Below are 25407 nucleotides of genomic sequence, written 5' to 3' on the forward strand. Positions count from 1 at the left end.
GAACCCAACTATGATGGCAATTCCCGGCGTTGCAGTTCTCGCTCTCATTTATGAAAGCAGCACTTCCCTGGTTTACCGCGGCCACAACGAGCAGGACAACCAACCTGTTATTATCAAACTTATCAAAGAAGACTATCCGACTCCTGAAGAACTGAATAGATACAAGCGCGAATATGAGATTACTGCCAACTTAAACCTGCTGGACGGAGTTGTTAAAGTTTACAAGTTGCAACAGGTTAGAAATAGTCTGGCAATGATATTAGAAGATTTTGGGGGCGAATCTTTAAAAATCTTTATGGCTTCCCAAAAATTTACAGTTTTAGGATTTCTGACTACTGCCATCAAAGTTGCTGAAACTTTGGGAGAAATTCATGGTAAAAATGTAATTCATAAAGATATAAACCCCTCTAATATAGTTTTTAATCCAGCTACTGGACAAGTTAAACTCATAGATTTTAGCATCTCAACTGCATCAAACCTGGAAAACGTTCCGAATAAAAATCCTAATTTTTTAGAAGGCACTTTAGCCTATATGTCGCCCGAACAAACCGGCAGAATGAACCGGGTAATCGATTACCGCACCGACTTTTATTCCCTCGGCGTCACCTTTTATGAAATCCTGGCAGGACAGCTCCCTTTTCCCACTACAGATCCTATGGAGTTAGTACACTGTCACATCGCCAAACAGCCAGTACCTATCGCTGAAATTGCCCCAGAAATTCCTCAAGCTGTTTCAGATATTGTGATGAAATTGTTAGCAAAAACTGCTGAGGAGCGCTATCAAAGTGCTTGGGGACTAAAAGCCGATTTGGAATCCTGCCTGTTTCAGTGGCAAACATCTGGAGTTGTTTCCGAGTTTCCTCTCGGCAGCCAAGATATTTCCGACAAATTTCAAATCCCTCAAAAACTTTACGGCAGACAGCGAGAAGTTGAAACTCTTTTAGCAGCATTTGAACGGGTAGCAGCAACAAATAATCGAACCCGCACCGAACAATCCCAAATTTCTGTCATCAAGAAAGAGAGCAAATCCAGGAAAGAAATTCCCCTGTCACTGTTAGCGAGAGGACAGCATAAATCTCGCAGCGAGATGATGCTGATTGCTGGTTATTCCGGCATTGGCAAATCTGCAATGGTGAAGATTTTAGACAAACCTATTACCCGCAGGCGTGGCTATTTTATTTGGGGAAAGTTTGACCAGTACAAGCGAACTATTCCTTACTCTGCAGTTGTCAGCGCTTTTTCGGAATTGGTGCGACAACTTTTAACTGAAAGCGAGGCTCAATTAGCAGTTTGGCGCGAAAAACTTCGCAGTTCCTTCGGTCAAAACGGGCAAATTATTATTGATGTCCTTCCCGAAGTTGAACTTATTGTCGGAGCTCAGTCTCCTGTAGCTGAATTGGGGCCGACGGAATCTCTGAACCGCTTTAATTTAGTATTTCAAAATTTCATTCGCGTATTTTGCCAGCCAGAACATCCGCTGGTCATTTTTCTCGACGATTTGCAGTGGGCTGATTCTGCTACTCTCAAGCTGATCGAATTGATGATGACAGATGAAGCTACGCAATATCTGTTTTTAATTGGCGCTTATCGGGATAATGAAGTTAGTCCTACTCATCCTTTAATGATGACTGTGGAGACGCTGCGAAATCAGGAAGCTATCATTAATCAGATTGCTTTGTCGCCGCTGGGGGTGGAAAACATAACTCATTTGATTGCCGAGACTTTGCACAGCGATCGAGAATCTGTGAAACCCTTAGCTGAATTGGTAATCAGCAAAACCGACGGCAATCCTTTTTTTGTCAATCAATTCCTGCAAACATTGTATCAGGAAAACTTGCTAGTTTTTCACCCGCCACAGTCGGGTAGCAAGGGCGGCTGGCATTGGAATATGACGCAAATTGAGCAGTGCGCTATCACTGACAATGTAGTAGATTTGATGGTACAAAAATTGAGAAAACTGCCAAGTTCAACGCAGCAAGTTTTGCGTTTGGTAGCTTGTTTGGGCAATGAATTTGACTTGAATACTCTTTCTTTAATTAATGAGAAAGAAGCGTCGGAAACTTTTTCTCACCTGTTGCCAGCGATTAAGTCGGGACTGATCCTGCCAACTTCGGAATTGGAAAGCAAGTCATTAGATTACGTGCTGTTTCCGCTTTTAATTCTGAATTATAAATTTTTGCACGATCGGGTACAGCAAGCAGCTTACGCTCTGATCGACGACTCGCAAAAAAAGGCAGTTCACCTGAAAATAGGCAGGCAAATCCTAGAAAACACTCCGGCTGAATATCGCGCTGACAGAATCTTTGAATTAGTCGATCACTTGAATGTAGCTCGATCGCTAATTAAAGACGATCGAGAATTAATTGAACTGGCAACGCTGAATTTAGACGCGGCCCGCAGAGCCAAAGATGCCACTGCTTATGTTGCTGCCTTGCAGTATTTGACAGCAGGCATGGACGGTTTGAGCGCCGATATTTGGGAGGCCCACTACGATTTAGCCTTTGCCTTGCACATGGAGCGGGCAAATGTTGAGTATTTAAACGGTTTTTTTGAGAAGTCTGAAGAATTTATTAATATAACTTTGGAAAAAGCGCGATCGGCCTTAGAAAAGGTAGAAATTTACAACCTGCTGATCGTGCAGTACACCCTGCGGGCGAAGTACGAAGAAGCCGTTAAAGCCGGAATCCAAGCTTTGGACTTGCTCGGAATTGACTTGCCGCTAGACGGGCTACAAAAAGTCATATCCGAAGAATTTGCAGCAGCCACGAATATTTTAGCTGGTAGAGAAATAGCTTCCCTGATTGACGCCCCGGAAATGACTGTACCAGACAAAAAAGTTGCAGTCAAATTAATTACAAACTTGCTCACATCGGCGTACCTCAAAAATCCAGACTTGTGGAAAGTCAGCGTTTTAAAAGGAGTCAATCTTTCTCTACAATACGGTTTAGTACCCGAAGCCTCTCTTTGCTATGCTGGCTACGGTATGTTCTTAAACGCAGTTTCGGGAGATTACAAAGCTGCGTATCAATTCGGCTTACTCTCGCTGAATCTCAGCGAAAAATCTGGCAATATCGGCTTGAAGTGCAGAGCTTGTTCATCCCTGGTTAGTATTTTTTATTACTGGTTCAACCACATCAAAGATTCCCACGCGATCAGCAATGAAGGATATCAAGCAGCTTTAGAATCAGGAGATTTAGAGTATGCGGGTTATATCCTGTCCAACCGCATAGCTAACTCATTTTTTCAAGGTAAAGAAATCTCGCAAATTCTGGCCGACACGAGCAGGTATTTGCAGTTCAGCCAAAAAACCAAAAATCAGCTCGTAACCGATATATTATTAGGGGTAGAGTTAATCCTGCGCAACTTGAGCAAACTCACTCCTGAAAAGTTTGTATTTGAAAGCGAAGATATCAGCGAAGCTGAATACGTAAATAACTGTCAAGCTCATCAAAATTTGTACTCGCTCTGCCTTTATCAGATTCGCAAATGCCAGGTAATGTACTGGTACGGCAACTTCAATGAAGCGCTACAACTAGCTTTGGAAGTAGAAAAACAGCTATCTTTTATTACCGGAGCCATACCAGCTACAGAATGGAATTTTTTCTTTTCTCTAGTTTTAGCCGCCGTTTTCCCAAATGTTTCCGAAGACAAGCAAAAGCAATACTTGGAAAAGTTAGAAGCCAACCAAAAACAGATGAAAATTTGGGCAGACAACTGTGCCGAAAATTTTCTGCACAAGTACCTTTTAGTACAAGCAGAAATAGCCAGAATTTCTAAGAAAGATTCAGAAGCTGTAGAGCTGTACGATTTCTCTATAAGTTTAGCCCAAGACAATGAGTTTGTCCAAAATGAAGCGCTGGCTAATGAACTAGCAGCTAAGTTTTGGTTGAGTAAAGGCAAGTATCAATATGCCAAAATCCACTTGCGCGAAGCTCACTCGTGCTACTTGCGCTGGGGTGCAGTCCGCAAAGTAGAAGATTTAGAACAGAAGTATCCGCAGTTGCGGGAAATGACGCCGCTCAACGGAAGTTTTAACAACAATCAAACTACAACAACTATTCATACTTCTACTGGCAGCGATGCGAGAGTGCTGGATTTAGCAACGGTAATGAAAGCATCTCTGGCAATTTCTAGCGAAATTGTACTCGATAAGTTGCTGGCTTCTTTGATGAGAATATCCTTAGAAAATGCGGGTGCTCAATTAGGTTTTCTGATCTTAGTAAGAGATGGTCAACTGTTGATTTCAGCTAAAGCGTCAGTATTTTCTGAAGATGTAGCTGTGCTGCAATTTACGCCTGTTGGAGACTATCAGGATTTACCTGTGACGGTGATTAATTATGTGGAAAGGACTCGCTCGGATTTGGTGTTGAGCAATGCGGCGGCTGAGGGACTATTTACAGCCGATCCTTACGTCGCCAAACACCACCTCCAATCTATTTTGTGTACTCCTATTATCAATCAAGGCAAACTGATCGGCATTCTTTATTTAGAAAACAATTTAACTGTCGGGGCATTTACTCCCCACAGATTGGAAGTTTTAAGGTTGCTTTCTTCGCAAGTTGCTATTTCTTTAGAAAATGCTCTGCTTTACAATTCGGTGGAACAGAAAGTGCAAGAGCGGACGCAGGAGTTAAATGAAAAGAACGAGCGTTTAGAACAAACTTTGCGCGAGCTGAAACTAACTCAAGCTCAATTAATCCAAACGGAAAAAATGTCGAGTTTGGGGCAAATGGTGGCTGGTGTAGCTCACGAAATTAATAATCCTGTAAGTTTCATCTACGGCAATCTCAATCCTGCTAGCGAATACGTTAAAGACTTGCTAAAATTGATTGAGCTTTACCAGCAGCACTATCCCGAACCGGCTGATGAAATCCTAGAGGAAATAGAAACAATTGAGCTGGAATTTTTGAGCGAAGATTTGCAGAAGCTGCTGGATTCTATGAAAGTAGGAGCGGAAAGAATCCGCGATATTGTGCTCAGCTTGCGGAATTTCTCGCGCCTCGACGAAGCGCAAATGAAGTCGGTAGATATCCATCAAGGCATCGACAGTACGGTGATGTTGCTGCAACCGCGCCTGAGAAAAGAGGGCGGGCGTTTGGGAATTGAGGTGATTAAAAATTACAGCACGCTACCACTAATTACTTGTTATGCGTCTCAGTTGAATCAGGTATTTATGAATATTTTGACAAATGCGATCGATGCTCTCCTCATAGCAAGAGATTGCCCGGAAGACTCTCAGAAACAGCCTGCTATTACAATTTCTACAGAGGTGACAGACAGGAATTCTGCTATAATTAGAATTGCTGACAACGGCCCTGGGATGAGCACTGAGGTGCTGCACAAGATATTCGATCCGTTTTTTACAACTAAGCCGGTGGGTTCGGGAACTGGTTTGGGATTATCTATTTCGCACTCGATTGTTGTCAGTTCTCACGGCGGAAAATTGACTTGCGTTTCTGCACCGGGAGAGGGGAGCGAGTTTATTATTGAAATTCCGATCGCCCCACGGCAAGTTTTGTAAGGAAATAAAGAAAAATGGCGAATGGAATTGGCTTCTTGTCAAACCAAGTCCGCCTTTGCGGACTAAGAAAATTGTACTTGGCGGTATAAATCTGCGATCGCAATTTCCACACCAACCGATTCAAGTAGCAAAGAATCGCCCAAACCATACTCCGACAGCACCCATTGCCCCTGTTGAGCGCGCCGAAACATCTCTACTCCTGGCTGTTCAACTTGCACCAAGACATACTCTTGTAAGCTTAAAAATTGGCGGTATTTAGCAAATTTGGTGCCGCGATCCACTGCTTCGGTGGAAGGTGATAAAACTTCGACAATCAAGCAAGGAAATTGCACCAATTGCGGATCGTTATCGCGATCGTCGCAAGTTACCATAACATCAGGATAAAAATATTTTTGCCCTCGTTCTACTTGGACTTTGATATCTCCGATGTAAGGTTCGCAAGGGCGATCGACAAGGGCATCATCTAGGATTCTGAAGAAATTTCCTGCAATCCGATTATGATTGCGGGTTGTGCCGGTCATGGCGACGACTTCGCCGTCCCAATACTCGTAACGTTCCTCTTGGGTGGGTTCCCAAGCCAGGTATTCTTCTGCGCTCATCAATGTGCGATCGGGTAAAGCAACCATAATGCGATCGGGAATGAAGTCTGTTTTTATAATAGCTCGAAGATGGCGATCGCCCTTTAATTAAACCCAGTTTTGGTAAGATGTAATAAATAAGCTAAAAAGCAAGCAGGTAGCCATGACAGCCACCCTGATTCAAACCCCACAACCGGGAGTTGTGCTGAAAAATATTAGTTGGCAGACTTACGAATCTCTGGTAAACGAGCTAGCCCAACAGCGGGGAATTCGTTTAACTTACGATCGAGGTACTTTAGAAATTATGACTCCATCAGATCCACATGAAGGTAACAAACAAATCTTAGGACGTTTTGTAGAAACAGTAACCGAAGAATTAAATGTAGAAATTCGCAGCTTGGGTTCGAGAACTTGCAAGCGGGAGGATTTGGCTCGCGGATTAGAACCGAATCAGTGCTACTATATCGAGAATGAGCGACTTATTCGAGCTGTAAATCAAATTGACTTAAATGAATATCCGCCACCTGATTTAGTAATCGAGATTGACATCAGTAGCAGTTCTATCAATCGCCTGGAATTGTATGCGAGTTTGGGCGTGCCAGAGGTTTGGCGTTATGAGGGTTCGCGTTTAATATTCTATCAGTTGGAAGGTCAGGAATATGTAGAACGGGAGGTTTCTTCTCACTTTCCTTTTTTGTCGCCCTCTGAGATTATGGGATTTTTGAAAACGCAAGAAAATGTGGGTGAAACGTCGATGATTCGAGGGTTTAGGCAGTGGGTGAGGAGTCAAATTCAGTCAGGGGAATGATATCAATTCCAGTATAACCGGAATGATAGAAACGGAGGATACGGCAGTGCCGTTTCCCTACCCCGATTAATTGTAGGGACACGGCACTGCCGTGTCCTGAGGGTGGGTAATATTAATTACGCAGTTAATTGACATCTAAATGCAGTTTGAGATCAACATTTACCAACTGCATGATTTCCTCACTCAAACTTCCCACTGCATCGCTGGTGATTCGCTGTTTAGAAATTGTCCGTACTTGCTGTGCTTGTACTTTAGAAGGTTTGGATAAACCGCTATCCTCTGGATTTAGCAACACCTCGAAAGGGTAGACGCGGGTTACATTAGAGGTAATTGGTAGAATTGTAACTGTATTGGCGGCACGGTTATTAGCGTCATTGCTCACCACCAATACGGGACGGCGTTTATCTATCTCAGAACCAACCGTAGGACTTAGATTAGCGTAGTAAATTTCACCACGTTTCATCTGTCAATCCATCGGCAACTGTTAGATCCCAAGCGGGGTCTATTTCACTGGATGCTTGTCGGTAAGCAGATTCTAGTTCTTGATTCCGCAGCAATTCTAAAGCTACTTCTATTACTTGGGATGGCGAGTTGCATCCTTTAGCAATTTTGTAGCTTTCAATAAACTGTAGTAGCGATTGTGATAGGGAAATTGATATTTTTTCAGCTTGCATTATCTTAGCAATTGGTAATTACAAAGATTTTTACTCAATTATAGCACAAGTAGTAAATTGCAGAATTGTAAATTAGCAAAACCCATAAACAGTTTATCGGCGATCGCAGAAACCCGGTTTCTTGTATTGGGGGCGGGGTTCAGAAACCGGGTTTCTTCGGAAAATCTGGTGAGGATGCGTAAATTATCGCAGAAACCCGGTTTCTTGGATGGTTGGGCGATCATCGCCTGTGGGATTAATTCACTCAGAATCGCAAAAAATATCGCATTGATTTCGTCTCAAATTCTGTAATCAGAAAAAAGGGTGTAAGCATTTAGCGCTACACCCTGTCACAGGTTTCTACAAAATCAATAATAATGTAGGGTATTCTTCAATTTGCACTTTAGAATATCTGATACCCCCAACCCCCCTTAATAATGGGGGCTTTTTAATAGGTTTTATCCCAGAATAAGGGGGGCGGTAAAATCGCTTTTTCCCAGAATAAGGGGGGATTGTTTTGTCTTGAAATGCTGCATTTAGGATATCTGGATGGAACTGGCTTCACACTTTTAAAAGTTGTTGATGATCACGGGTGGGCTTGACTTGGCAGGCGGAGACATGGGCAAGATGATTGGGGAAGGTTGCGGATAAGCCTGCGGGTATGCAGGAGCATAGGCGGGTTGCGGATAAGCCTGGGGATAGGCTGGTTGTGGATATGCGGGATATCCGGGCTGATATCCCTGCTGTGGATAGGCTGGTTGTGGATATGCGGGATATCCCTGCTGTGGATATGCCTGCTGTGGATATGCCTGCTGTGGATATCCCTGCTGTGGATATCCCTGCTGTGGATATCCCTGCTGTGGATATCCCTGCTGTGGATATCCCTGTTGTGGATATGCCTGCTGTGGATATCCCTGCTGTGGATATCCCTGCTGTGGATATGCCTGCTGTGGATATCCCTGTTGTGGATATGCCTGCTGTGGATATCCCTGCTGTGGATATCCCTGTTGTGGAGTCGGATATGTTTCTGGGAATCCTGTTCCTTGAGTACCCGTAAATTGTTGATAATTGGGTGGTATTTGAGGGTTATATCCATTACCAAATAAGCCTTGTACCATACCCCGCCCTATCTGATCAAGGATAGGTTTGAGAGGAATAGCTACAGCCTCTTGGGTATGAAATGCGACCATTGGAATGGACAATACTATGAGGGCCACGAGTTGACTGCATCCCTTCTGAAACTGAGTATTTTGGGCAATCATTTTCGACTCCTTTCTTCGTGATGGTTTTGAGGTTGGGAGTGGCGATCAGACTTCACAGGGGAAGCGCGATCGCCAAGCTTAGTTAACTATTAGCTGCTACCTACCATCCACGCGCCCGCATAAAAGCATCTGCATATTGATTTGGCATTCGCTGGTAGCAATTGGCTTGACCATTTTCAACTCGCATAGCAATAGTCCATCGCATGGCAGTTTTGGTAGCACCGTTTCGCCAACCTGTGTAGTAAGTGTCTGCGACTTTGTTAACACATCGGTCAGATAACACCCCGTCGGCACGACTACGGTATTGATTTTGAACAGCTTGTGTTTCCTGTGGACTCAGGTTAGTCATAAACACTTGTTTGTTCCAAGGAGACCAAAGATTACTGACTATTGCGTCCCAGTTGTTGCCAAGAAAATTGACTGCTTCGCTCATGGAAGCTGCTTGAGCAGGTTTCGCAGTCAAAGCTGTGACAACGGAAGTAGCAGTCAGAATGCTGGCAGCCGAGAGGGAACCTAACATCAGTAAAGAAACTGCTGATTTAGAGCGAAGTAAGTTCATAATGGAATCTGTGAATAAAGTTAACTGTGGAGAAGCAATCGCTTAACGTTGCTTCCCACATTCCTGCTGCTACTAGAGATAACTGAGCGTGTTACCTCAGCACCATAACCATATTTTTATTGGAATTTTGCAGAATCACAATACCAAAAGTTCATTCATTTTGTTTGGCAGTTCACCATCAATTCACTCATAAAGTTCATAAAGTTCATAAAGTTCATAAAGTTTGTGGTAGAGTCTATATAAAATGTGGGCTAGGGCTAAATCATGGAGCTTGAAGATGCGTTAAGCTGGTTGAATCAGCGGGTAAAGGATCACACAGGAGAGATTTTAAACGAGCTGGAAAAGGAAATTATCCGCAAATCCTCGGAGGGTCTGACATACGATAAGATGAAGATTCCTGGTTATAAGGTAGAATCTATCAAACAAAATATCGCTCCGCAGTTGTGGAAACTACTGTCAAAGGCGACAGGAAAAAATGTAACTAAAAAGACCCTGCCGATAGTTCTGGAAGCATTGGAGAAGGAGCGATCGCGCCCCTCACTCCCAGCCCCACCACCATCACAAGAAGGTGAAGGGCCGATCGCACATCCCTCAATACCAAACCTGAATTTTGTGGGACGCGAAGGGGCGATCGCCTCCCTCAACACCCATATCAACCAAGGCGCAAAAATTATCGTTATCCAAGCTGCGGGCGGTGTCGGCAAAACGACTTTGGCCGAGGAATATCTCATCTCTCAGGGTTTTGAGTTAGTGCTACACCTCCCGATGGCAAAGGAAAAAGAGAACATCCAACTTGTAGAGAGTGTAATTGAAGGATGGCTGAAACAAGACTTCGAGGAAGAACCAGGGCGAGAGTTTTGGGAGATGTTGCGGCGGCTAAAGCGGCAACTTCAAACTCGCAAAATAGGCGTGTTAATTGATAACTTAGAACCGGCACTAGATGGACAAGGCAGATTTATTGAACCCCATCGCCGCTATGTTGAATTGTTGCGAGTTTTGGCTGATGCAAATGTGCTGTCTGTGACGCTGATAACCAGCCGCGATCGCCTGTGCGAACCTGATGTAAATGTTGCTCACTATTCATTGCCCGGATTGGATGAACCGGCATGGCAACAGTTTTTCGACAGCCGCAATATTGATATTGATATTCCGACTCTCAATGCAATGCAAAACACCTATGGGGGTAATGCAAAAGCAATGGGTATTTTGTGCGGTGCAATTCGAGAAGACTTTGATGGAAATATGGTGAGTTATTGGCGGGAAAATAGCGCCGATCCGTTGGTTAAGACAGATTTAAACAATTTAGTTACCAGTCAGTTTAACCGTCTCCAAGAACTCGACCCCGCAGCCTATAAACTCCTCTGCCGTTTGGGATGCTATCGCTATCAGGATGTGCCGACTGTCCCCACTGAGGGACTATTGTGCTTACTGTGGGATGTGCCAGAAGGACAGAAGCGACGGGTGTTGAATCGCTGCGAAAATCGCTCTTTGGTAGAGTTTAATAAGGGAAAATATTGGCTGCATCCGATGATTCGGGCTGAGGCGATCGCGCTTTTGAGAGCAAGTGAAGATTGGGAAGAGGCAAATCGCAAAGCAGCAGAGTTTTGGATGGATAGTGTTCAGACGGTGGAAACTGTAGAAGATGCACTGATGGCTTTTGAGGCTTACTATCACTATGTACAGATTAATGACTTTGAACAAGCTGGCCATGTAATTGTCAGAAGGAGAGATACCAGTTGGATAAAGGGAGAACATCTGGGGAAGTCATTTTACAGGTTGGGTTTGTTACAACCAATGATTTACTCCATTAACTCAATTATTAGCCAAGTGAAAAATGATTATCTACTGAGTGGACTCTATATTTGTTTAGGGGATTTATACTGGACAACTGGAGGTATGAACGCAGCAATAGAATGTCACAAGTTATCATTTAAAGCTGCCGAAAAAACCCTGTTGTTTATTAATTTAAGCCCTTTAACATATTTTTATGCAAAAAGGTGGAAAACTTGGTCTTTATTGAATATAGGGCTGTGTCAAATTGACTTATGGGAACTTGAAGAAGCTGTCAATTATTTTCAAAAAATAGAATTTACTTGTAATAACCACAGCGATTCAGAAACTGGTTTATATAAGAATGAGAAAGACTATTTATATTGTTTAGCATTTTTGAAATCATGTTTAGGCTTTCAAGATATAGCTCTGAGTTATACAAAACAAGCCGAAGTAGTGATTGATAAAATGGATTATACTTCTTGGAGTCGAGGATATAGCTTATTGTTTATGGGTCTAACCTATAAAAATTTAGAAGAATTTGACAAATCTTTTGAAATGTTCCGCCAAGCGATCGCATTTGCCGAAAAAAGTCACTACACTCAGGTTAAGGCTAAAGCTTTAAGTGGTATGGCAGAGCTTTATCGAGAACAGGGAGAATTTGCAACAGCGCTTTCCCATCATTCAGAATCAATCGAATTGCTAGACAAAATCGGCGCAAAATGTGACTTAGCTGAAGCTTACTATCAGCTTGCCTTAACTTATCAACAAATGGGTGATGCCGAGAAGAGTCAGACTGCGTTTCAAGAGGCGATTCGACTCTTCAATAAAATGGAAGCACCTAACCAAGTTGAGAAAGTGCAAAAGGCAAGAGGTAAGAGCGACGAAGTTTAGTTTTGGATATATAAATACCCTCTTAGTCTGCGAAGGCGGACTTCGTTTGTGTAGACGCGGTTTCAACCGCCGAATTATCTAAACCAAAGCTTGCCGCTGAGCCTCCAACAATTCTTGAATCCCAGTTTCTGCCAAATCCAAAATTTGATTTAACTGACTCCGGCTGAAACTTCCTGCTTCCGCAGTTCCCTGAATTTCGATGATGTTCAAATCTCCATTCATTACCACATTACAATCAATTTCCGCCGCCACATCTTCAAGATAATTCAAATCTAAAAATGGCTCGCCTTCCAAAAGCCCCACAGACACGGCCGCCACTTGACGAATAATGGGCGATCGCACCAAATCACCTTTTTGCACCAACTTGTTCAAAGCGTCAGCCACAGCCACAAATCCGCCATTAATTGAAGTCGTGCGAGTCCCCGCATCCGCTTGCAAAACATCCGCATCCACAAGTATGGTGCGATCGCCCAATAGTTGCATATCCAAGCACGATCGCAAACTCCGCCCAATCAACCGCTGAATCTCTTGAGTGCGTCCCGATAATTTCATAAATTCCCGCTCTTGTCGCTGCGGCGTAGAGCCTGGCAACATTCGGTATTCCGCTGTTAGCCAACCTTGTCCGGTATTCTCCAAAAATCTCGGCACTCCAGGCTTGATTGTAACGCTGCAAAGTACCTGAGTATCGCCACTTTTTGCTAGCACCGATCCGCTGGCAAATTTGGTAAACTCTCGAGCGAAACTAATCGGACGAAGTTGATTTGGTTGTCGGCCGTCGGGACGCTGGAAAGACATAATATTTAGGTGATTGGTAATGGGTAATGGGGAATTAAAAATTTGGAATTGGGGATTAATATGCCGGATTTTTTGGATTAGTTAAATATGCAGTCATTCAATCTAAAATATAAAATGCTATGACTATTAGCTCTTAGCCTCGAGCAATTTGAGAATATCCTGCTGGACTTGTTCAGGGGATTGGTCGCCATTGACAGTTAACAGCTTGTTGCGATACTCATAATAATCTAAAATCGGAATAGTTTGCTCGTGGAATAAATCGAGCCTGCGCTGTAAAATTTCTGGACTATCGTCCGATCGATCCCGTTCGATCGATCGGCTTAGCAAAACCTCGATCGGCACTTTCAACCAAATCGCCCAATCTAGCTGCTGAGCCAAATCGTCCAGCAAAAAATCCAACTCCTCAGCTTGAAAAGCCGTTCGCGGATATCCCTCCAACACCCAGCCATTAAAGACATCCCACAGCAGCAGCCGGCGACCGATAAATTTAATCAAAATTTCATCGGGAACTAGCTCCCCTTTTTCCACATAAGGCACCGCCAACTTGCCCAAGTCTGTTTCACCTGCGATTTCCGCGCGGAGAATATCCCCTACTGCAAGCAAAGGAATGCTCACATTGCTGCACAGTTTTTCAGCCTGCGTTCCCTTCCCCGCTCCAGGCCCTCCCAGAATCACCAATCTCACAGTGCTTGCTCCTAGTGCCGCGACATTCAAATTCTACGCGATGTGTACCTTTTCTTAACAGTCCTGGACTTCCCAAGACTCTCATCGCCTTGCTTTTTCACCCTCTAACTATCTAACTAGGGCGCTCCCCGCCGTATTTTGGTAAAAAAAATAGGTTTTTGCGTAAGTGCTAATTGAGTTCAAAAATCGAACAAACGACTGCGAATGCCACTGCCGCTAGCTTTTGACAACTTGTATATCTAGTGTTCGATCGGATATGCACTCGGCCCAGTACACTATATATTGTCAAGCAGGCTTCAGCCGCGCCAAGGTGGAAGCTGCACTCAAGACTTAGTTGCTGATTAAATATTGCCCTATGGTTGCTCAGTTACAAACCCCTAAACTCAATTTAACCCACAGCTTGCCCTACACAGTTCAAGGGCTGGTGCAAGTTTTTACAGGCCCGCACCGCTGCTTTTTTACCAGTGTCATGGCTCAAGCCCTCAGAATTGCAGGACAGGGAGCTCCGGTGCTGGCGGTGCAGTTTCTCAAAGGGGGAATTAATCAAGGGCATCAGCATCCGGTGCGGCTGGGGCAAAATTTAGATTGGGTGCGGTGCGATTTGCCACGCTGCATTGACAAAGCCGATTTAGATGAGCTTGAGACGCGATCGATCGAACAATTGTGGCAGTACGTTCAAAATGCGGTGCGCGAAGGCCGTTATGCGCTAGTTATTCTCGATGAATTGAGTTTAGCGGTTAATTTGGGCTTGATTCCCGAAGCAGAAGTGGTGGCATTGATTGACAACAAGCCGCATCATTTGGATATGATTTTTACCGGGCCATCCATGCCCCAAACAATTTTGGATGTTGCCGACCAAATTACTGAAATTCGCCGCAGTTAAGGACAATAATTTAAGTTGCGATCGCCTTTTTAGCGGTCGCATTTTTTATGTAAAAAAAAGGCGATCGCTTAGCTCAAAGAGCGATCGCACGCTTATCAATTTAGCAACAACATTACGCTGGAACTACCGGATCGAACACAACACTCAATCGATCCGCCGGAACCATCCGCTTGAGAATTTTCAAATGACCGTCTGCATCAGACCAACTGCGAAACTGACCCACAACCACCTTTTCCACATTCGGAAGCGAGCGAACTACAGTCCACGGCTTGAGACGTCTTTCTTGCAACATAATTATATCTCCTTGGTAAATTGGAGCCAAAGCCAATCAACCCTTCTTTTCCAGGGCCTAGGGCTGGCTTTTGACTTTGTAAACTTGCCCTTCTCTCAAAACATAGCACAAAAAAAATGGTTTGTGATTATATGTTATATTCCGCTTTTTTTATACCTAATTTCTACATAACATACGATTAAACTCAAAACTTGTTAACTCTTTAATTCGCAACTCAAAACTATTTAATTACTAACACTTCCACTTTGCCAGCGTGCAGCGTGACTAATAACTTCTGCCTTCTGGCTTCTGCTTTCTACCTTCCTTCTACAAATCCCGCCGCGACAGCAGAAACCAGATCCCGCCCAAACCCAAAACACCGCACAAAACCCCGCCTTCCCACCCAAAAACAGTCCCCCCCGGCAAATGTCCAGGCTTTGCCTTAGAAGTAAAATTCAGCTCCGAATAGTATACCCACTGGCTGTTAACCCGCCAGCCCACTCGATCGCCAAACTTCTCCCAAACTGTAGCATCATAAACACCAGCCTTTCCCCCTGACTTTACCCACAAAGCCTTTTGCACAGAAAAACCGAATCTGCGGTGACTGTGCCGCACCCAAAGTCGATCGATAGTCTGCAAATCCTTAGCTGGAAACTTCCTAATATCTTCCTCGCTCAAATAACCCCGTGAAACTTGCTCCATCACCTCCAGCATTTTCACAGAAGTTTCCTCATCAGCACCCCGCCAATTTTTAGCAGCCAGCAGCCTTGCCAAGTGAGAATAATCAATACCTTTTTCCGACTCTAAATTCTCAGAAACTACCGGAGACTCAGCAACAGGTTGAGTCGGTACAGAAGGACTAAGAACAGTTGCCTGCTGCAACTTTTCCAGCGCTGGCACAACAATAACAGGAGGTTTTAAAGCCTCCAAAACTTCCACAGCAGACTTGTAGCGGTCTTTAACATATTCCTGAATCAACTTATCCAAAACCTGACCTAAATCCTGGCTAATTTTTGTTCCTTTTGGTAAAGCCTCTCTCCAAAGCCAGCGGCCTTCAAGCGGGTCGTAAAGGTTATCGTGAATGTCCCCGTAGATATCCAGATAAGGCATAACGGAAGTCAGCAATCGAATGCAAGTCACGCCCAAACTGTAAAGGTCGCTAGCAGGAACAGCCCTACCGTGACGCTGTTCTAGAGCCGCGTAGCCGGGAGTTCCCAACTTAGTTCCTGTTTTCGCCGGAGCAGCAGCTACTACCTGTTTGGAAACCCCAAAATCTATCAGAACTAACTTACGATCGCGAGATCGGCGGATCACATTCTCAGGCTTAATATCGCGGTGAATTACATTTTTATCGTGAACAAACTTCAATAAAGGCAACAAATCTAACAGCAGTTCGCTAGTTTTAATTTCGCTATAAGCACCGTACTTGTCTAATTCATCCTTTAAATTATTGCCATCAATAAACTCTTGCACCAAATACAAGCGTCCATCTTCCTCAAAATAAGAAATTAACTGAGGAATTTGCGGGTGTTTCAGTTCGTATAACCGCCTTGCCTCTTGTTCAAACAGTCGAACATATTTTTTAAAATGAGCGGGTTTCCGCTGGAACTCTTGAGGGGGTGACAACTGTTTGATCACGCACAATTCCTCAAATTTTCCATGATTTACAGCTCGGAAAGTCCTGCCAAATCCCCCGTCGCGCAGCGGTTCAGTTGCTGCATAAAGGTCTTTTAACAGCAGCTTAGAACCACAATTAAGACAATACTTTGTGCCTGGTGGGTTCTGACGCTTGTCTCTTGGGCAATCGAGATTAAGGCAGTATGTCATATATTAAAAAAATGCGAACAAAATTATACTCAGGGTTTTATATTATTCAAGAGTCCGATCGCGAGCTGGTTGTTGTAGAGGCTAGACCTCGAACCTTACGGAGGCGGCAGCCACCCTCGCGATCGAAGGGGGCGTTCTCGCCCGACTGCCCCTGAGCAAGTATAACTCTCTTGAGGGTTTGACCTCAAACTAGAAGTCCAAATCTAACCTTAGACTTCGATCCGTGCAATACATTTGATTTAGCGGTCAAATAGCCAGCAGATTAAACAGAAATAGTAATTTATTACCAGCCCAGTTAACTCTGCAACGCCGAAAAAAAACTTAGGATTCCGCCTGAGATATAATTTTATTGCCAGAGAGAAGCAGACTAACGGGAGCCACACCTTCCGTCAAGTTCGATCGACTTTAATATTTTACCAGTATATTTTTTTACCTAACCAGGCAAAATCAACAATCCAAAACTCCCCAACAAAGGCACGTTAAAATAAATACTAGCTTCCTCGATCGCAATCCGAGCGGGATCAGACAATTAGCCAGTTTTCCCTGTTTCCTTTTTTCAGCTATTACCAGTTACATCTATTTCGATCTGTCTACTTAATTAGGAACCGCCAGTGACACTAAAACTACAGCCCTCTCCAACTCCAAACTCCCACAAAAAATCACCAAAAATACCCTGGTTCGAGCGGTTCATGGCACTGGTCGCCCTAGGAAATTTAAGCCTAGTAATATTTGACATAAGTTACGTACCCGGGCGAGATTTCTACTTCCGGCAACTGCCAGATCTCACTCAAGTATACGACCCATTTAAAGGAATTAAACCCCACCGAGACACCCAGCAATATCTAGAAACCTTAGAAGAATTAAAAATTCAAGTAGTGAAAACAGGCTTGCCCTCCCCCCAAGTAGCAGCAAAATTGCAGGAAATAAACAATCTGAGCGCGAAAATGATCGAGGAAGATCCCTTTCGAGTAGCATCAAAAAGCGGCACCCTAGAAAAAATAAAAGACCGGATGCGCGATCGCGCCCCAAATCAGCAAGACTCGGCTAAACAATCATTCCAAACATTCTGGAGCCCTGACTATTTAAACAAACAAGGCTGGCAAAAAGAAATCAATTGGTTTGACGCCAAAATTAAGCCATTAATCGCCACCAACTATTACCGCGAGATGGGAGAAAACGGCGAATTCACCGATAACTTCTGGCAAATCGACCTGCCCTTTATTGCCATATTCGCGATCGAATTTCTAGCCCGTACCTACTCTATCGGCCGCCGCCACCGCAGCGTCACTTGGCGAGCAGCCATGCTCTGGCGATGGTACGACATCTTCCTGCTCCTCCCATTCTGGCGCCTGTTGCGAGTATTACCCGTCACAATTCGCATCCACCAAGCCAAAATGCCGGATCTCCAACCCATACGCAGCCAAATCAGCCGAGGTTTCGTCGCCAACTTCGCCCAAGAATTGACCGAAGTAGTAGTAATTCAACTCATCAACCAGATGCAACAATCAATTACCACAGGCGAACTAGCTCGTCAACTCTTTCAATCCCAAAAACAGCGCTATCTAGACATCAACAATATCAATGAAATAGAAGCGATCGCCACCCATCTAGTGCAAATAACGGTCTACAAAGTCCTCCCTCAACTCCAGCCAGACCTAGAAGCCCTCCTCCGGTACAATATTGAAAGCTTCCTCAAACAATCCCCCCTCTATCAAGGATGGAAGCAAGTACCCGGCCTGGGAAACCTGCCCGAACAGCTAGCACAGCAATTAGTTGCAGAACTCTCAAAATTAGTCACTCTCGGCCCCCAAGATGCCTACGAAGCCTTCAAAATCGCCAGCGAAGACCCCATAAGCATCAAACTCTCAAGCCAGCTAGTCCAACATTTCGGGCAAGCTTTAGGAACCGAACTGCAACAGCAGCAAACCTGGCAAGAAATACAACTGCTGCTGTGCGACTTCCTAGAAGAGTTCAAAATCAACTACATTCAGCGGTTGAGCGAAGAAGACTTCGAGAAAATTTTAGAACAAGCCAAAGAACTGCAACGAATAGCCCCGCGTTAGGGCGTATCATTATATCAATTCCGGTTATATCGGAATGATTAAACCACAGAGGACGCAGAGGATACAGAGGAAGGGAAGAGAGATGAATAATTCCGATGAAGGGCGGATTTGATATCACTCGGAAGTCCCCAAACCGTTCGGGCAAGTCTCCCCACAGAATGCCCGATCGGTAGCGGTACAACACCGCTTCCACGAACAACCGATTGTAGGCAGGCTGTCGCACACAAATAACCTTCACGTCCCGGCAACAAATCTTTGATCCTTTCCCACTGTTCATCCCGTAGGGCATAACGGCGGCTTGTCCTGGCGATCGAATCCTTCTAGTCGGTTGTATCTCTACTTTACCTTCCTTTACATCAACTGATGACAAACCCTAGCCTCTAGGATTTGAAGAACCTTAAAATCATTGCCAGCCATGTGTTCACCTATAATACCAAATTCACTATTAAGCTTAGATAGTTTCCCAGAATTAAAAGAATAGCCCTCACTCCTATCCTGTGTCATAATCCCCTCTGCTGCACCGCTTTACTTATTTTTTTCCTCCCCAATTAGCAATTAGCAATTACCCTGCTGTAACTCCTGCAAATGAAACTTGCTTGAATTGTAAAGGTTCATGTGCGATCGGCATTGTCTACGACAGTCATCTGCAGGGTTGTGCATCAAATCTTCAGCGCAGTAGTTAGTTAGACCGCCGTTAGGGTTCTCAGCGGCCTGGCGTGCCATGTTTTTAGCCAGAGGGGTCAAATTTTTTAGACGTATATTATATCAATATATATGTAAGTTTGATGAAATAATACTTTTGAGACCCAATCTGTAAAGTAAAGTTAAAAACTACTATAAATAGCTGTAAACCAAGTAATCTATTAGATAGGATTGCTAACTGCTTTTTTTAAGGGTAAAAAGTTTTACAAATGCTAGTAAAAAAAATCAGGCGCGTCAGCATCTTTAGTCAGCTATAATTATAACGCTCTCATAGTAAACACCTAAGTAGCCATGCTTGTTAAAGCAAGTTACTGTCTAAAAATTTTCAATAACTATTATAGATTGCTTTTCAATATATATTTCCTCAGCCTCATTTCACTAAATCCACTGAGATTTTTCAGCCAACTCGTTACCCCAGGAGTAACACCAATCAATGTCACACATCTCTCCAACCACTTTTCTGTCAAACCGTTCTCAAAAAAAGCTGTCACTTCGCCTAATTTTAGTATTGCCATTCGTCGTGCAAATCTTTGCTGCCGTCGGGCTGACAGGCTGGCTATCCTTACGCAACGGGCAAAAAGCAGTCAACGAAGTTGCTAGCCAGTTGCGGAGTGAAATTACGGCCCGCATCCAGCAGCAGCTCAACACATACCTAGATACAGCCCCTCGCGTCAATCAACTGAATGCCAATGCCATTCGACTAGGATACTTAAATCCAGACGAATTGGAGAGTACGGAGCGCTATTTGTGGGAGCAAATTCAAGCCTTTCCTTCTCTGCCCAATATGGGTTTTGCTACTAAAACTGGAGAATTCATTGCCATTGAACGCCAAGAGAATGGCAAAGTAGTTTTTAAAATAGCAGACAAAGAGCATCGGAATGAACTTCATATTTATGAATCTGATAGCAAAGGCAATCAAACGAAGCTCTTAAAAGTCTCCCGCAACTACAATATACTCAGCCGTTCATGGTATAAAGACAGTGTACGCTTAGGCAAGCCCACATGGAGCGAAATTTTTTCGCTTACAGGTCAGAAAACGCTCTCGCTTCCTGCTGGACATCCAGTTTATGACGAAAGTGGCGAGCTGCGCGGGGTATTCGTTGCTAATTTTCTGATCTCTTTCCTCAGTGACTTCCTGCACAGCTTAAACATCGGTCGTTCGGGACAGACATTCATTATGGAACGTTCTGGACTCCTAGTAGGCAGTTCAACTCTCAAAGAAGCATTTATCACTAACAATGACAAGCTCGATCGCCTGAATGCTTTAGATAGCACAGATGATTTAATTCGGCTGACAACAGCGCATTTAAAAGAACGCTTTGGCGACCTCACTAAAATTAGCAGATCTCAGCAATTGGATTTTACGATCGCCGGTCACCGGCAATTCCTCCAAGTTATGCCCTTTCAGGATAGCCGAGGATTGGACTGGCTGATCGTGGTCGTAGTTCCTGAAAGCGATTTCATGGATCAAATTAACGCCAATACCCAGACTACCATTTTGTTGTGTTTGGGAGCCTTGGCGCTGGCTACCGTTTTGGGAATCTTAACCGCACGCTGGATTACCAGCCCGATTCTCCATTTGAGCGCAGCTTCTAGGGCGATCGCCAGTGGCGACTTAGAGAAAAATGTGCAGGTAAAAGGCGTAGAAGAACTAGAAGTTCTGGGTCAGTCTTTCAACCTTATGGCACAACAGTTGCGCGAATCCTTTGAGGCGCTAGCCAAGACCAATTCAGAGCTAGAAATCCGAGTAGAAGAACGCACCGCCGAACTCACGGAAGCCAAACAAATCGCTGATACTGCCAACCAAGCTAAAAGTGAATTTTTAGCGAATATGAGTCACGAATTGAGAACGCCACTCAATGGCATTTTAGGGTACGCTCAAATCCTAGAACGATCGAAAACGATGGCCCCGAAGGAACTCCAAGGCATCACTATCATTCACCAGTGTGGCTCCCACCTGCTAACCCTCATCAATGACATCTTAGACCTCGCTAAAATTGAAGCCCAGAAATTGGAACTGTACGCGAAAGATTTCCATTTTCCTTCCTTTTTGCACGGAGTAGCGGAAATTTGCCGCATCCGAGCCGAACAAAAAGGCATTGCTTTTGTTTATCTACCCAGTTCTGAAATGCCTCGTGGCATCCACGCTGACGAAAAACGGTTGCGACAGGTACTCATTAACTTACTGAGCAATGCAATTAAGTTTACCGACGCTGGAGGGGTGACTTTTAAGATAGAACATCTGGAAAATGGGACAGGCGAAAAGGTAAAAAGCAATCAGCAAAAGCCAGCCTCACCAATTCACAAAATTCGGTTTCAAATTGAAGATACTGGTGTTGGCATGACACTAGAACAATTAAAAAAAATATTTTTGCCTTTTGAACAGGTAGGAGACAGCAAGCGTCAGGCGGAAGGAACCGGGCTCGGTTTAACAATTAGCCAGAAAATTGTTGAAATGATGGGTAGTACGATTCAAGTAAAAAGTCAGTCAGGAGCAGGCAGTGTTTTTTGGCTAGATTTGGATTTACGGGAAGCGGCAGACTGGGCAAATACAACCACGATTGCCAAGCAACGAAAACTCGTTGGCTACCAAGGTAGAAAGCAGAAAGTTTTGGTTGTGGATGACAAATGGGAAAATCTCTCAGTCATTGTCAATCTGCTGGAACCCCTCGGATTTGAAGTAACCGAAGCTAAAAACGGTCAAGAGGGTTTAGAAAAAGTAGAAGAGTTTAAGTTCGATCTGATTATCACTGACTTGGTGATGCCAGTGTTAGATGGCTTTGAGATGATGCGCCGTATCCGAAATTTGCCAGACTATAAAGAAGCGGCAATCATTGCTTCATCTGCCAGTGTATTTGCTACAGATCAACATAAAAGTTTGGAGGGTGGAGCCAACGATTTTCTCGGTAAGCCCGTGCAGGCAGAAGAGCTATTTGAGATGTTGCAAAAATATTTGAAAATTGAATGGATATATGACGAGAGAAAGAAGGAACAAAGCAGCACAATTCCCCTTTCCTCGGCTCCTCCATCACTTTCTGAATCGACCTCTTGCATGGCTCCCCCACCAGGAGAAATGGAACTCCTATTTGAACTGGCGATGAGAGGCAACCTGAAAGGAATTGTGAAGCGCAGTGAGCACCTAGAGAAGTTGGATCAGAAATTTGTGTGCTTTGCTGTTGAGCTGCGCCAGTTAGCCCAAGGCTATCAGGTCAAAAAAATCAAAGAGTTTATTACATCCCACAGGATAGAAAAAGAATGAAGGCAGCAAATATGGAAACAAGCACCATCTTAATCGTCGATGACAACCCTAGCAATCTGGACGTGCTTTCTGAAGCTTTAGCTGGTTCAGGATGGGAAATATTGGTAGCGATTGATGGCGAAACTGCCATCGAACAGGCTGAATATAGTCAGCCTGATTTGATTCTGTTAGATGTGATGATGCCAGGAATTGACGGGTTTGAAACTTGTCATCGGCTGAAGGCAAGTCCGTTGACAAACGAAATTCCGGTGATTTTTATGACGGCTCTTTCTGACATAGGAGATAAAGTCAAAGGCTTTAATCTAGGGGCGGTGGATTACATTACTAAGCCCTTTGAACAAAAGGAGGTATTAGCTCGCGTCAATTTCCATTTAAAACTGCGTTTTTTGACTAAAACTCTCGCACAGCAAAATCTGCTTCTCAAACGAGAAATTGAAGACAGGCTCGCAGCAGAAGCAGCGTTACATCAGCTCGCGCAGGAGTTAGAAAAACGAGTGGAAGAACGAACGGCTGAACTTTCTCAAGCTTTGGATAATCTTAAAAAAGCTCAAGTGCAAATCGTTCAAAGTGAAAAGATGGCTTGCCTTGGTCAACTTGTAGCTGGGGTGGCTCACGAAATTAACAATCCAGTTAGTTTTATCTCCAACAATATCCCTATTGCCAAGGAATATATTGCCGATTTGATCGAGATGACTCGGCTTTGGCAGCACAGCGTTACTTCGACCTCAGAATTTGAAGATAAGTCCCAGAAGATTGAGTTAGATTTTATTGTTGAAGATTTGCCCAAAATTATTGATTCAATGGCGGTAGGAACAGAGCGACTTTACAATCTTTCTAAGTCACTGCGTAATTTCTCTCGGTTGGATACATCGACACTAACGCCAGTGAATATTCACGATGGGCTAGATAGTACCTTATTAATTTTAGGGCATCGACTGAAATCTAAAGGAAGTTTCCCAGGAATTGCTGTGATTAAAGAGTATGGCGAATTGCCGCTAGTCGAGTGTTATCCGGGGCAACTTAATCAAGTGTTTATGAATATATTGGCGAATGGAATTGATGCTTTAGAAGAGTCTACGATCAGTTGTCCGCTGTGTGGGGAAAAGAAACAGAGCAATGACAGTCCACAGATTCGGATCTGCACTGAAATGCTTCAGGATGACAGAGTGGTGATTCGGATTGCTGATAATGGGGTTGGCATAACTCAGGAAGTAATGCAGCATTTATTCACGCCGATGTTTACTACTAAATCAGTGGGTAAAGGGACAGGTTTAGGTTTGTCGATTAGCCGTGAGATCGTAGAAGGAAAACATGGTGGTAAGCTGACCTGCATTTCCTCGCCCGAATGGGGGGTAGAGTTTGTAATTGAGCTTCCTATTAAGCATTAGTAATGGGGATTTTTTATGGTGAATTTGAGTTTTGCTGTTTTGTCAAAATACCGTTAATAATACGCTCGCCAATGTCTAACCTACCAATTACCCTCACTGTCAGTCGATTTGAGATTTGAGAGTTCGGCGTCAGACGTTCGGCTCAGTCGAACGATTTGAGACTTCGGCGTGAGCGCTCAGTCGAACGATTTGAGATCTACTCCACAGATGAATCTGGCAGCTTGAACTAGGGTAGAAAATTTTCGGCGGTTGGCCACTCCTGTCGTTCACAAGTATCCGTTTTTGGGGGGGTCAAACTATTCGCTGCCTATCAAGAAGTATACGGCTTGTCCGAACAAAAATTAGAATTTCCCAAAGAAACCTCCGTATCGCAAGTCGTAGAACGCCTGAGTGCCACCAACGGTTTTATGGGCGATCGCACCCGCTTCGGTATCAACCAGGAATTTGCCCTCGCCCCACCCCACTCCAAAACGGTGATGAAGTCGTCCTTATTCCCCCTGTCAGCTCTCCCCCTCTCCCCTCGGACACTCCCCCGAGGGCGATCGGTTTGTCACCGGGCGGGCGATCGAGCTAAACTTAGAACAGAGGCCTCCCTTCGATCGAAAGAAGTCCTCAAACTTCTTGGAAGAAATTGTTTTACCTAGGAGTGGGTCAAGCCCACTTTTTTTGTTGCATTAGTCGCAGGAAAAGAGCTCAGGGCGTCTGACTTGCAAGCTGAGGACCGATCCAGTAGGCTTAATCCCCCCGCTTGAGATCCCCAGCAGGGATGTTGGGTAAGTCCCAAAGTTGAAGACGAAAGTCGCAGCCACCTAATCAAACCACCTCAAAGCCAAGCAATCTCAACACCAAATTTTTCCTTGCCCGTGTCCGAGTTCAGGAGTTTTAACTTAAGTATTCGATATGACTCATCCCCTAATCCCACAAATCATTGACTTAGCTACCCCCGTTGCGGAAACACTGGGATTGGAAGTAGTGGGAGCAGTGTTTCACACCAACCAAAATCCTCCCGTCTTGCGGGTAGACATCCGCAACCTCCAACAAGACACAGGTTTAGGCGACTGCGAGCGCATGAGCACAGCCCTCGATGCCGAGTTAGAGGCAGCCGACATCATACCCGATGCCTACGTGCTAGAGATTTCCAGTCCCGGAATATCCCGATTGCTCAGCAGCGATCGAGAATTCATTACCTTTAAAGGTTTCCCCGTGACAGTCAAAGCCACCGAACCGGACTCGCGAATCAAAGAGTGGAAAGGACTACTCCTGTCCCGGGATGAAACAGCGGTTTATCTCAATCAAAAAGGGCGACAGGTTAAAATTCCCCGCCCTCAGATTGTCAAAGTTGAACTAGACGAAGGAAAGGAGAGGTAAAGGGAAATTTTGAGTTTTGAGTTTTGAGTTTTGAGTTTTGAGATTGCCTCGCAGCAAGCTGAAAACGCTTCGCTGCGAGTTGATTTTTAACAATCACATCTGTAGCAGCGGGTTGAATAGGA

General features: G+C 44.3%; 18 protein-coding genes and 1 pseudogene. 10 read left to right on the top strand and 9 right to left on the bottom strand.

Going from position 1 to position 25407, the window contains the following annotated elements; genetic code table 11:
• Positions 1–10 precede the first annotated feature (10 nt).
• Positions 11–5521, top strand: coding sequence for an AAA family ATPase (locus QUA78_RS13055; RefSeq protein ID WP_333302998.1), 5511 nt, complete (start codon positions 11–13; stop codon positions 5519–5521).
• 62 nt (positions 5522–5583) lie between these two features.
• Here the strand turns inward: QUA78_RS13055 and QUA78_RS13060 are convergent, their stop codons facing one another.
• On the bottom strand, positions 5584–6147 hold the full coding sequence (locus QUA78_RS13060; RefSeq protein ID WP_333302996.1) for a Uma2 family endonuclease: 564 nt from the start codon (positions 6145–6147) through the stop codon (positions 5584–5586).
• A 115-nt stretch (positions 6148–6262) separates the two neighbouring features.
• Here QUA78_RS13060 and QUA78_RS13065 point away from each other — a divergent pair, with 115 nt between their 5' ends.
• Positions 6263–6907 (top strand): Uma2 family endonuclease, encoded by a 645-nt coding sequence (locus tag QUA78_RS13065; protein ID WP_333302994.1) that lies wholly within the window; start codon positions 6263–6265, stop codon positions 6905–6907.
• A gap of 124 nt (positions 6908–7031) precedes the next feature.
• Here QUA78_RS13065 and QUA78_RS13070 read toward each other — a convergent pair whose 3' ends face one another.
• Together QUA78_RS13070 and QUA78_RS13075 are read right to left on the bottom strand one after the other, a co-directional pair.
• Positions 7032–7370, bottom strand: coding sequence for a type II toxin-antitoxin system PemK/MazF family toxin (locus QUA78_RS13070; protein WP_333302993.1), 339 nt, complete (start codon positions 7368–7370; stop codon positions 7032–7034).
• Complete coding sequence (locus QUA78_RS13075) at positions 7357–7581, bottom strand: CopG family transcriptional regulator (RefSeq protein WP_333302991.1); 225 nt, start codon at positions 7579–7581, stop codon at positions 7357–7359. The genes QUA78_RS13070 and QUA78_RS13075 overlap by 14 nt, the downstream gene beginning before the upstream one ends.
• Positions 7582–8221: 640 nt before the next feature.
• Here QUA78_RS13075 and QUA78_RS13080 point away from each other — a divergent pair.
• Positions 8222–8617, top strand: coding sequence for a hypothetical protein (locus QUA78_RS13080; protein ID WP_333302990.1), 396 nt, complete (start codon positions 8222–8224; stop codon positions 8615–8617).
• Positions 8618–8922: 305 nt separating this feature from the next.
• On the opposite strand, the gene QUA78_RS13085 is transcribed toward QUA78_RS13080, so the two are convergent.
• On the bottom strand, positions 8923–9381 hold the full coding sequence (locus QUA78_RS13085; RefSeq protein WP_333264014.1) for a hypothetical protein: 459 nt from the start codon (positions 9379–9381) through the stop codon (positions 8923–8925).
• A gap of 264 nt (positions 9382–9645) precedes the next feature.
• On the opposite strand from QUA78_RS13085, the gene QUA78_RS13090 reads away from it, so the two are divergent.
• Positions 9646–12045, top strand: a complete 2400-nt coding sequence (locus QUA78_RS13090) for a tetratricopeptide repeat protein (RefSeq protein WP_333302989.1) — start codon at positions 9646–9648, stop codon at positions 12043–12045.
• Between the two features lie 78 nt (positions 12046–12123).
• Here QUA78_RS13090 and rph read toward each other — a convergent pair whose 3' ends face one another.
• Together rph and QUA78_RS13100 are read right to left on the bottom strand one after the other, a co-directional pair.
• Positions 12124–12840 carry a ribonuclease PH gene (gene rph / locus QUA78_RS13095; protein WP_333302987.1) on the bottom strand — a complete coding sequence of 239 codons (717 nt, stop codon included), beginning with the start codon at positions 12838–12840 and terminating at the stop codon, positions 12124–12126.
• Positions 12841–12966: 126 nt separating this feature from the next.
• Positions 12967–13524 carry a nucleoside monophosphate kinase gene (locus QUA78_RS13100; RefSeq protein WP_333302985.1) on the bottom strand — a complete coding sequence of 186 codons (558 nt, stop codon included), beginning with the start codon at positions 13522–13524 and terminating at the stop codon, positions 12967–12969.
• A 355-nt stretch (positions 13525–13879) separates the two neighbouring features.
• On the opposite strand from QUA78_RS13100, the gene QUA78_RS13105 reads away from it, so the two are divergent.
• Entirely contained in the window at positions 13880–14407 is a 528-nt protein-coding gene (locus QUA78_RS13105) for a P-loop NTPase family protein (protein WP_333302983.1), read from the top strand.
• Between the two features lie 112 nt (positions 14408–14519).
• On the opposite strand, the gene QUA78_RS13110 is transcribed toward QUA78_RS13105, so the two are convergent.
• Both QUA78_RS13110 and QUA78_RS13115 read right to left on the bottom strand, forming a co-directional pair.
• Complete coding sequence (locus QUA78_RS13110) at positions 14520–14699, bottom strand: hypothetical protein (protein WP_333302982.1); 180 nt, start codon at positions 14697–14699, stop codon at positions 14520–14522.
• A gap of 306 nt (positions 14700–15005) precedes the next feature.
• Positions 15006–16505, bottom strand: a complete 1500-nt coding sequence (locus tag QUA78_RS13115; protein ID WP_333302980.1) for a GUN4 domain-containing protein — start codon at positions 16503–16505, stop codon at positions 15006–15008.
• A 611-nt stretch (positions 16506–17116) separates the two neighbouring features.
• Between QUA78_RS13115 and QUA78_RS13120 the strand changes: the two genes are divergently transcribed.
• Positions 17117–18568, top strand: a complete 1452-nt coding sequence (locus tag QUA78_RS13120; protein ID WP_333302979.1) for a hypothetical protein — start codon at positions 17117–17119, stop codon at positions 18566–18568.
• Between the two features lie 118 nt (positions 18569–18686).
• Here QUA78_RS13120 and QUA78_RS13125 read toward each other — a convergent pair.
• Positions 18687–18879 (bottom strand): annotated as a pseudogene (locus QUA78_RS13125) (transposase); the annotation flags it as partial.
• 824 nt (positions 18880–19703) lie between these two features.
• Here QUA78_RS13125 and QUA78_RS13130 point away from each other — a divergent pair.
• The 4 genes from QUA78_RS13130 to rimP all read left to right on the top strand — a co-directional run bounded on the left by QUA78_RS13130 (position 19704) and on the right by rimP (position 25285).
• Complete coding sequence (locus QUA78_RS13130; protein ID WP_333302978.1) at positions 19704–22529, top strand: ATP-binding protein; 2826 nt, start codon at positions 19704–19706, stop codon at positions 22527–22529.
• The gene (locus QUA78_RS13135; RefSeq protein ID WP_333302976.1) at positions 22526–23917 is read left to right on the top strand and encodes a response regulator; all 1392 of its coding nucleotides are present in this window, start codon (positions 22526–22528) and stop codon (positions 23915–23917) included. The genes QUA78_RS13130 and QUA78_RS13135 overlap by 4 nt, the downstream gene beginning before the upstream one ends.
• Before the next feature lie 326 nt (positions 23918–24243).
• Positions 24244–24561, top strand: a complete 318-nt coding sequence (locus QUA78_RS13140; protein ID WP_333302974.1) for a hypothetical protein — start codon at positions 24244–24246, stop codon at positions 24559–24561.
• A 256-nt stretch (positions 24562–24817) separates the two neighbouring features.
• Complete coding sequence (gene rimP / locus QUA78_RS13145; protein WP_333161177.1) at positions 24818–25285, top strand: ribosome maturation factor RimP; 468 nt, start codon at positions 24818–24820, stop codon at positions 25283–25285.
• Positions 25286–25407: the final 122 nt, after the last annotated feature.

The organism is Microcoleus sp. K4-B3, assembly GCF_036704615.1.
Lineage (GTDB): Bacteria > Cyanobacteriota > Cyanobacteriia > Cyanobacteriales > Microcoleaceae > Microcoleus.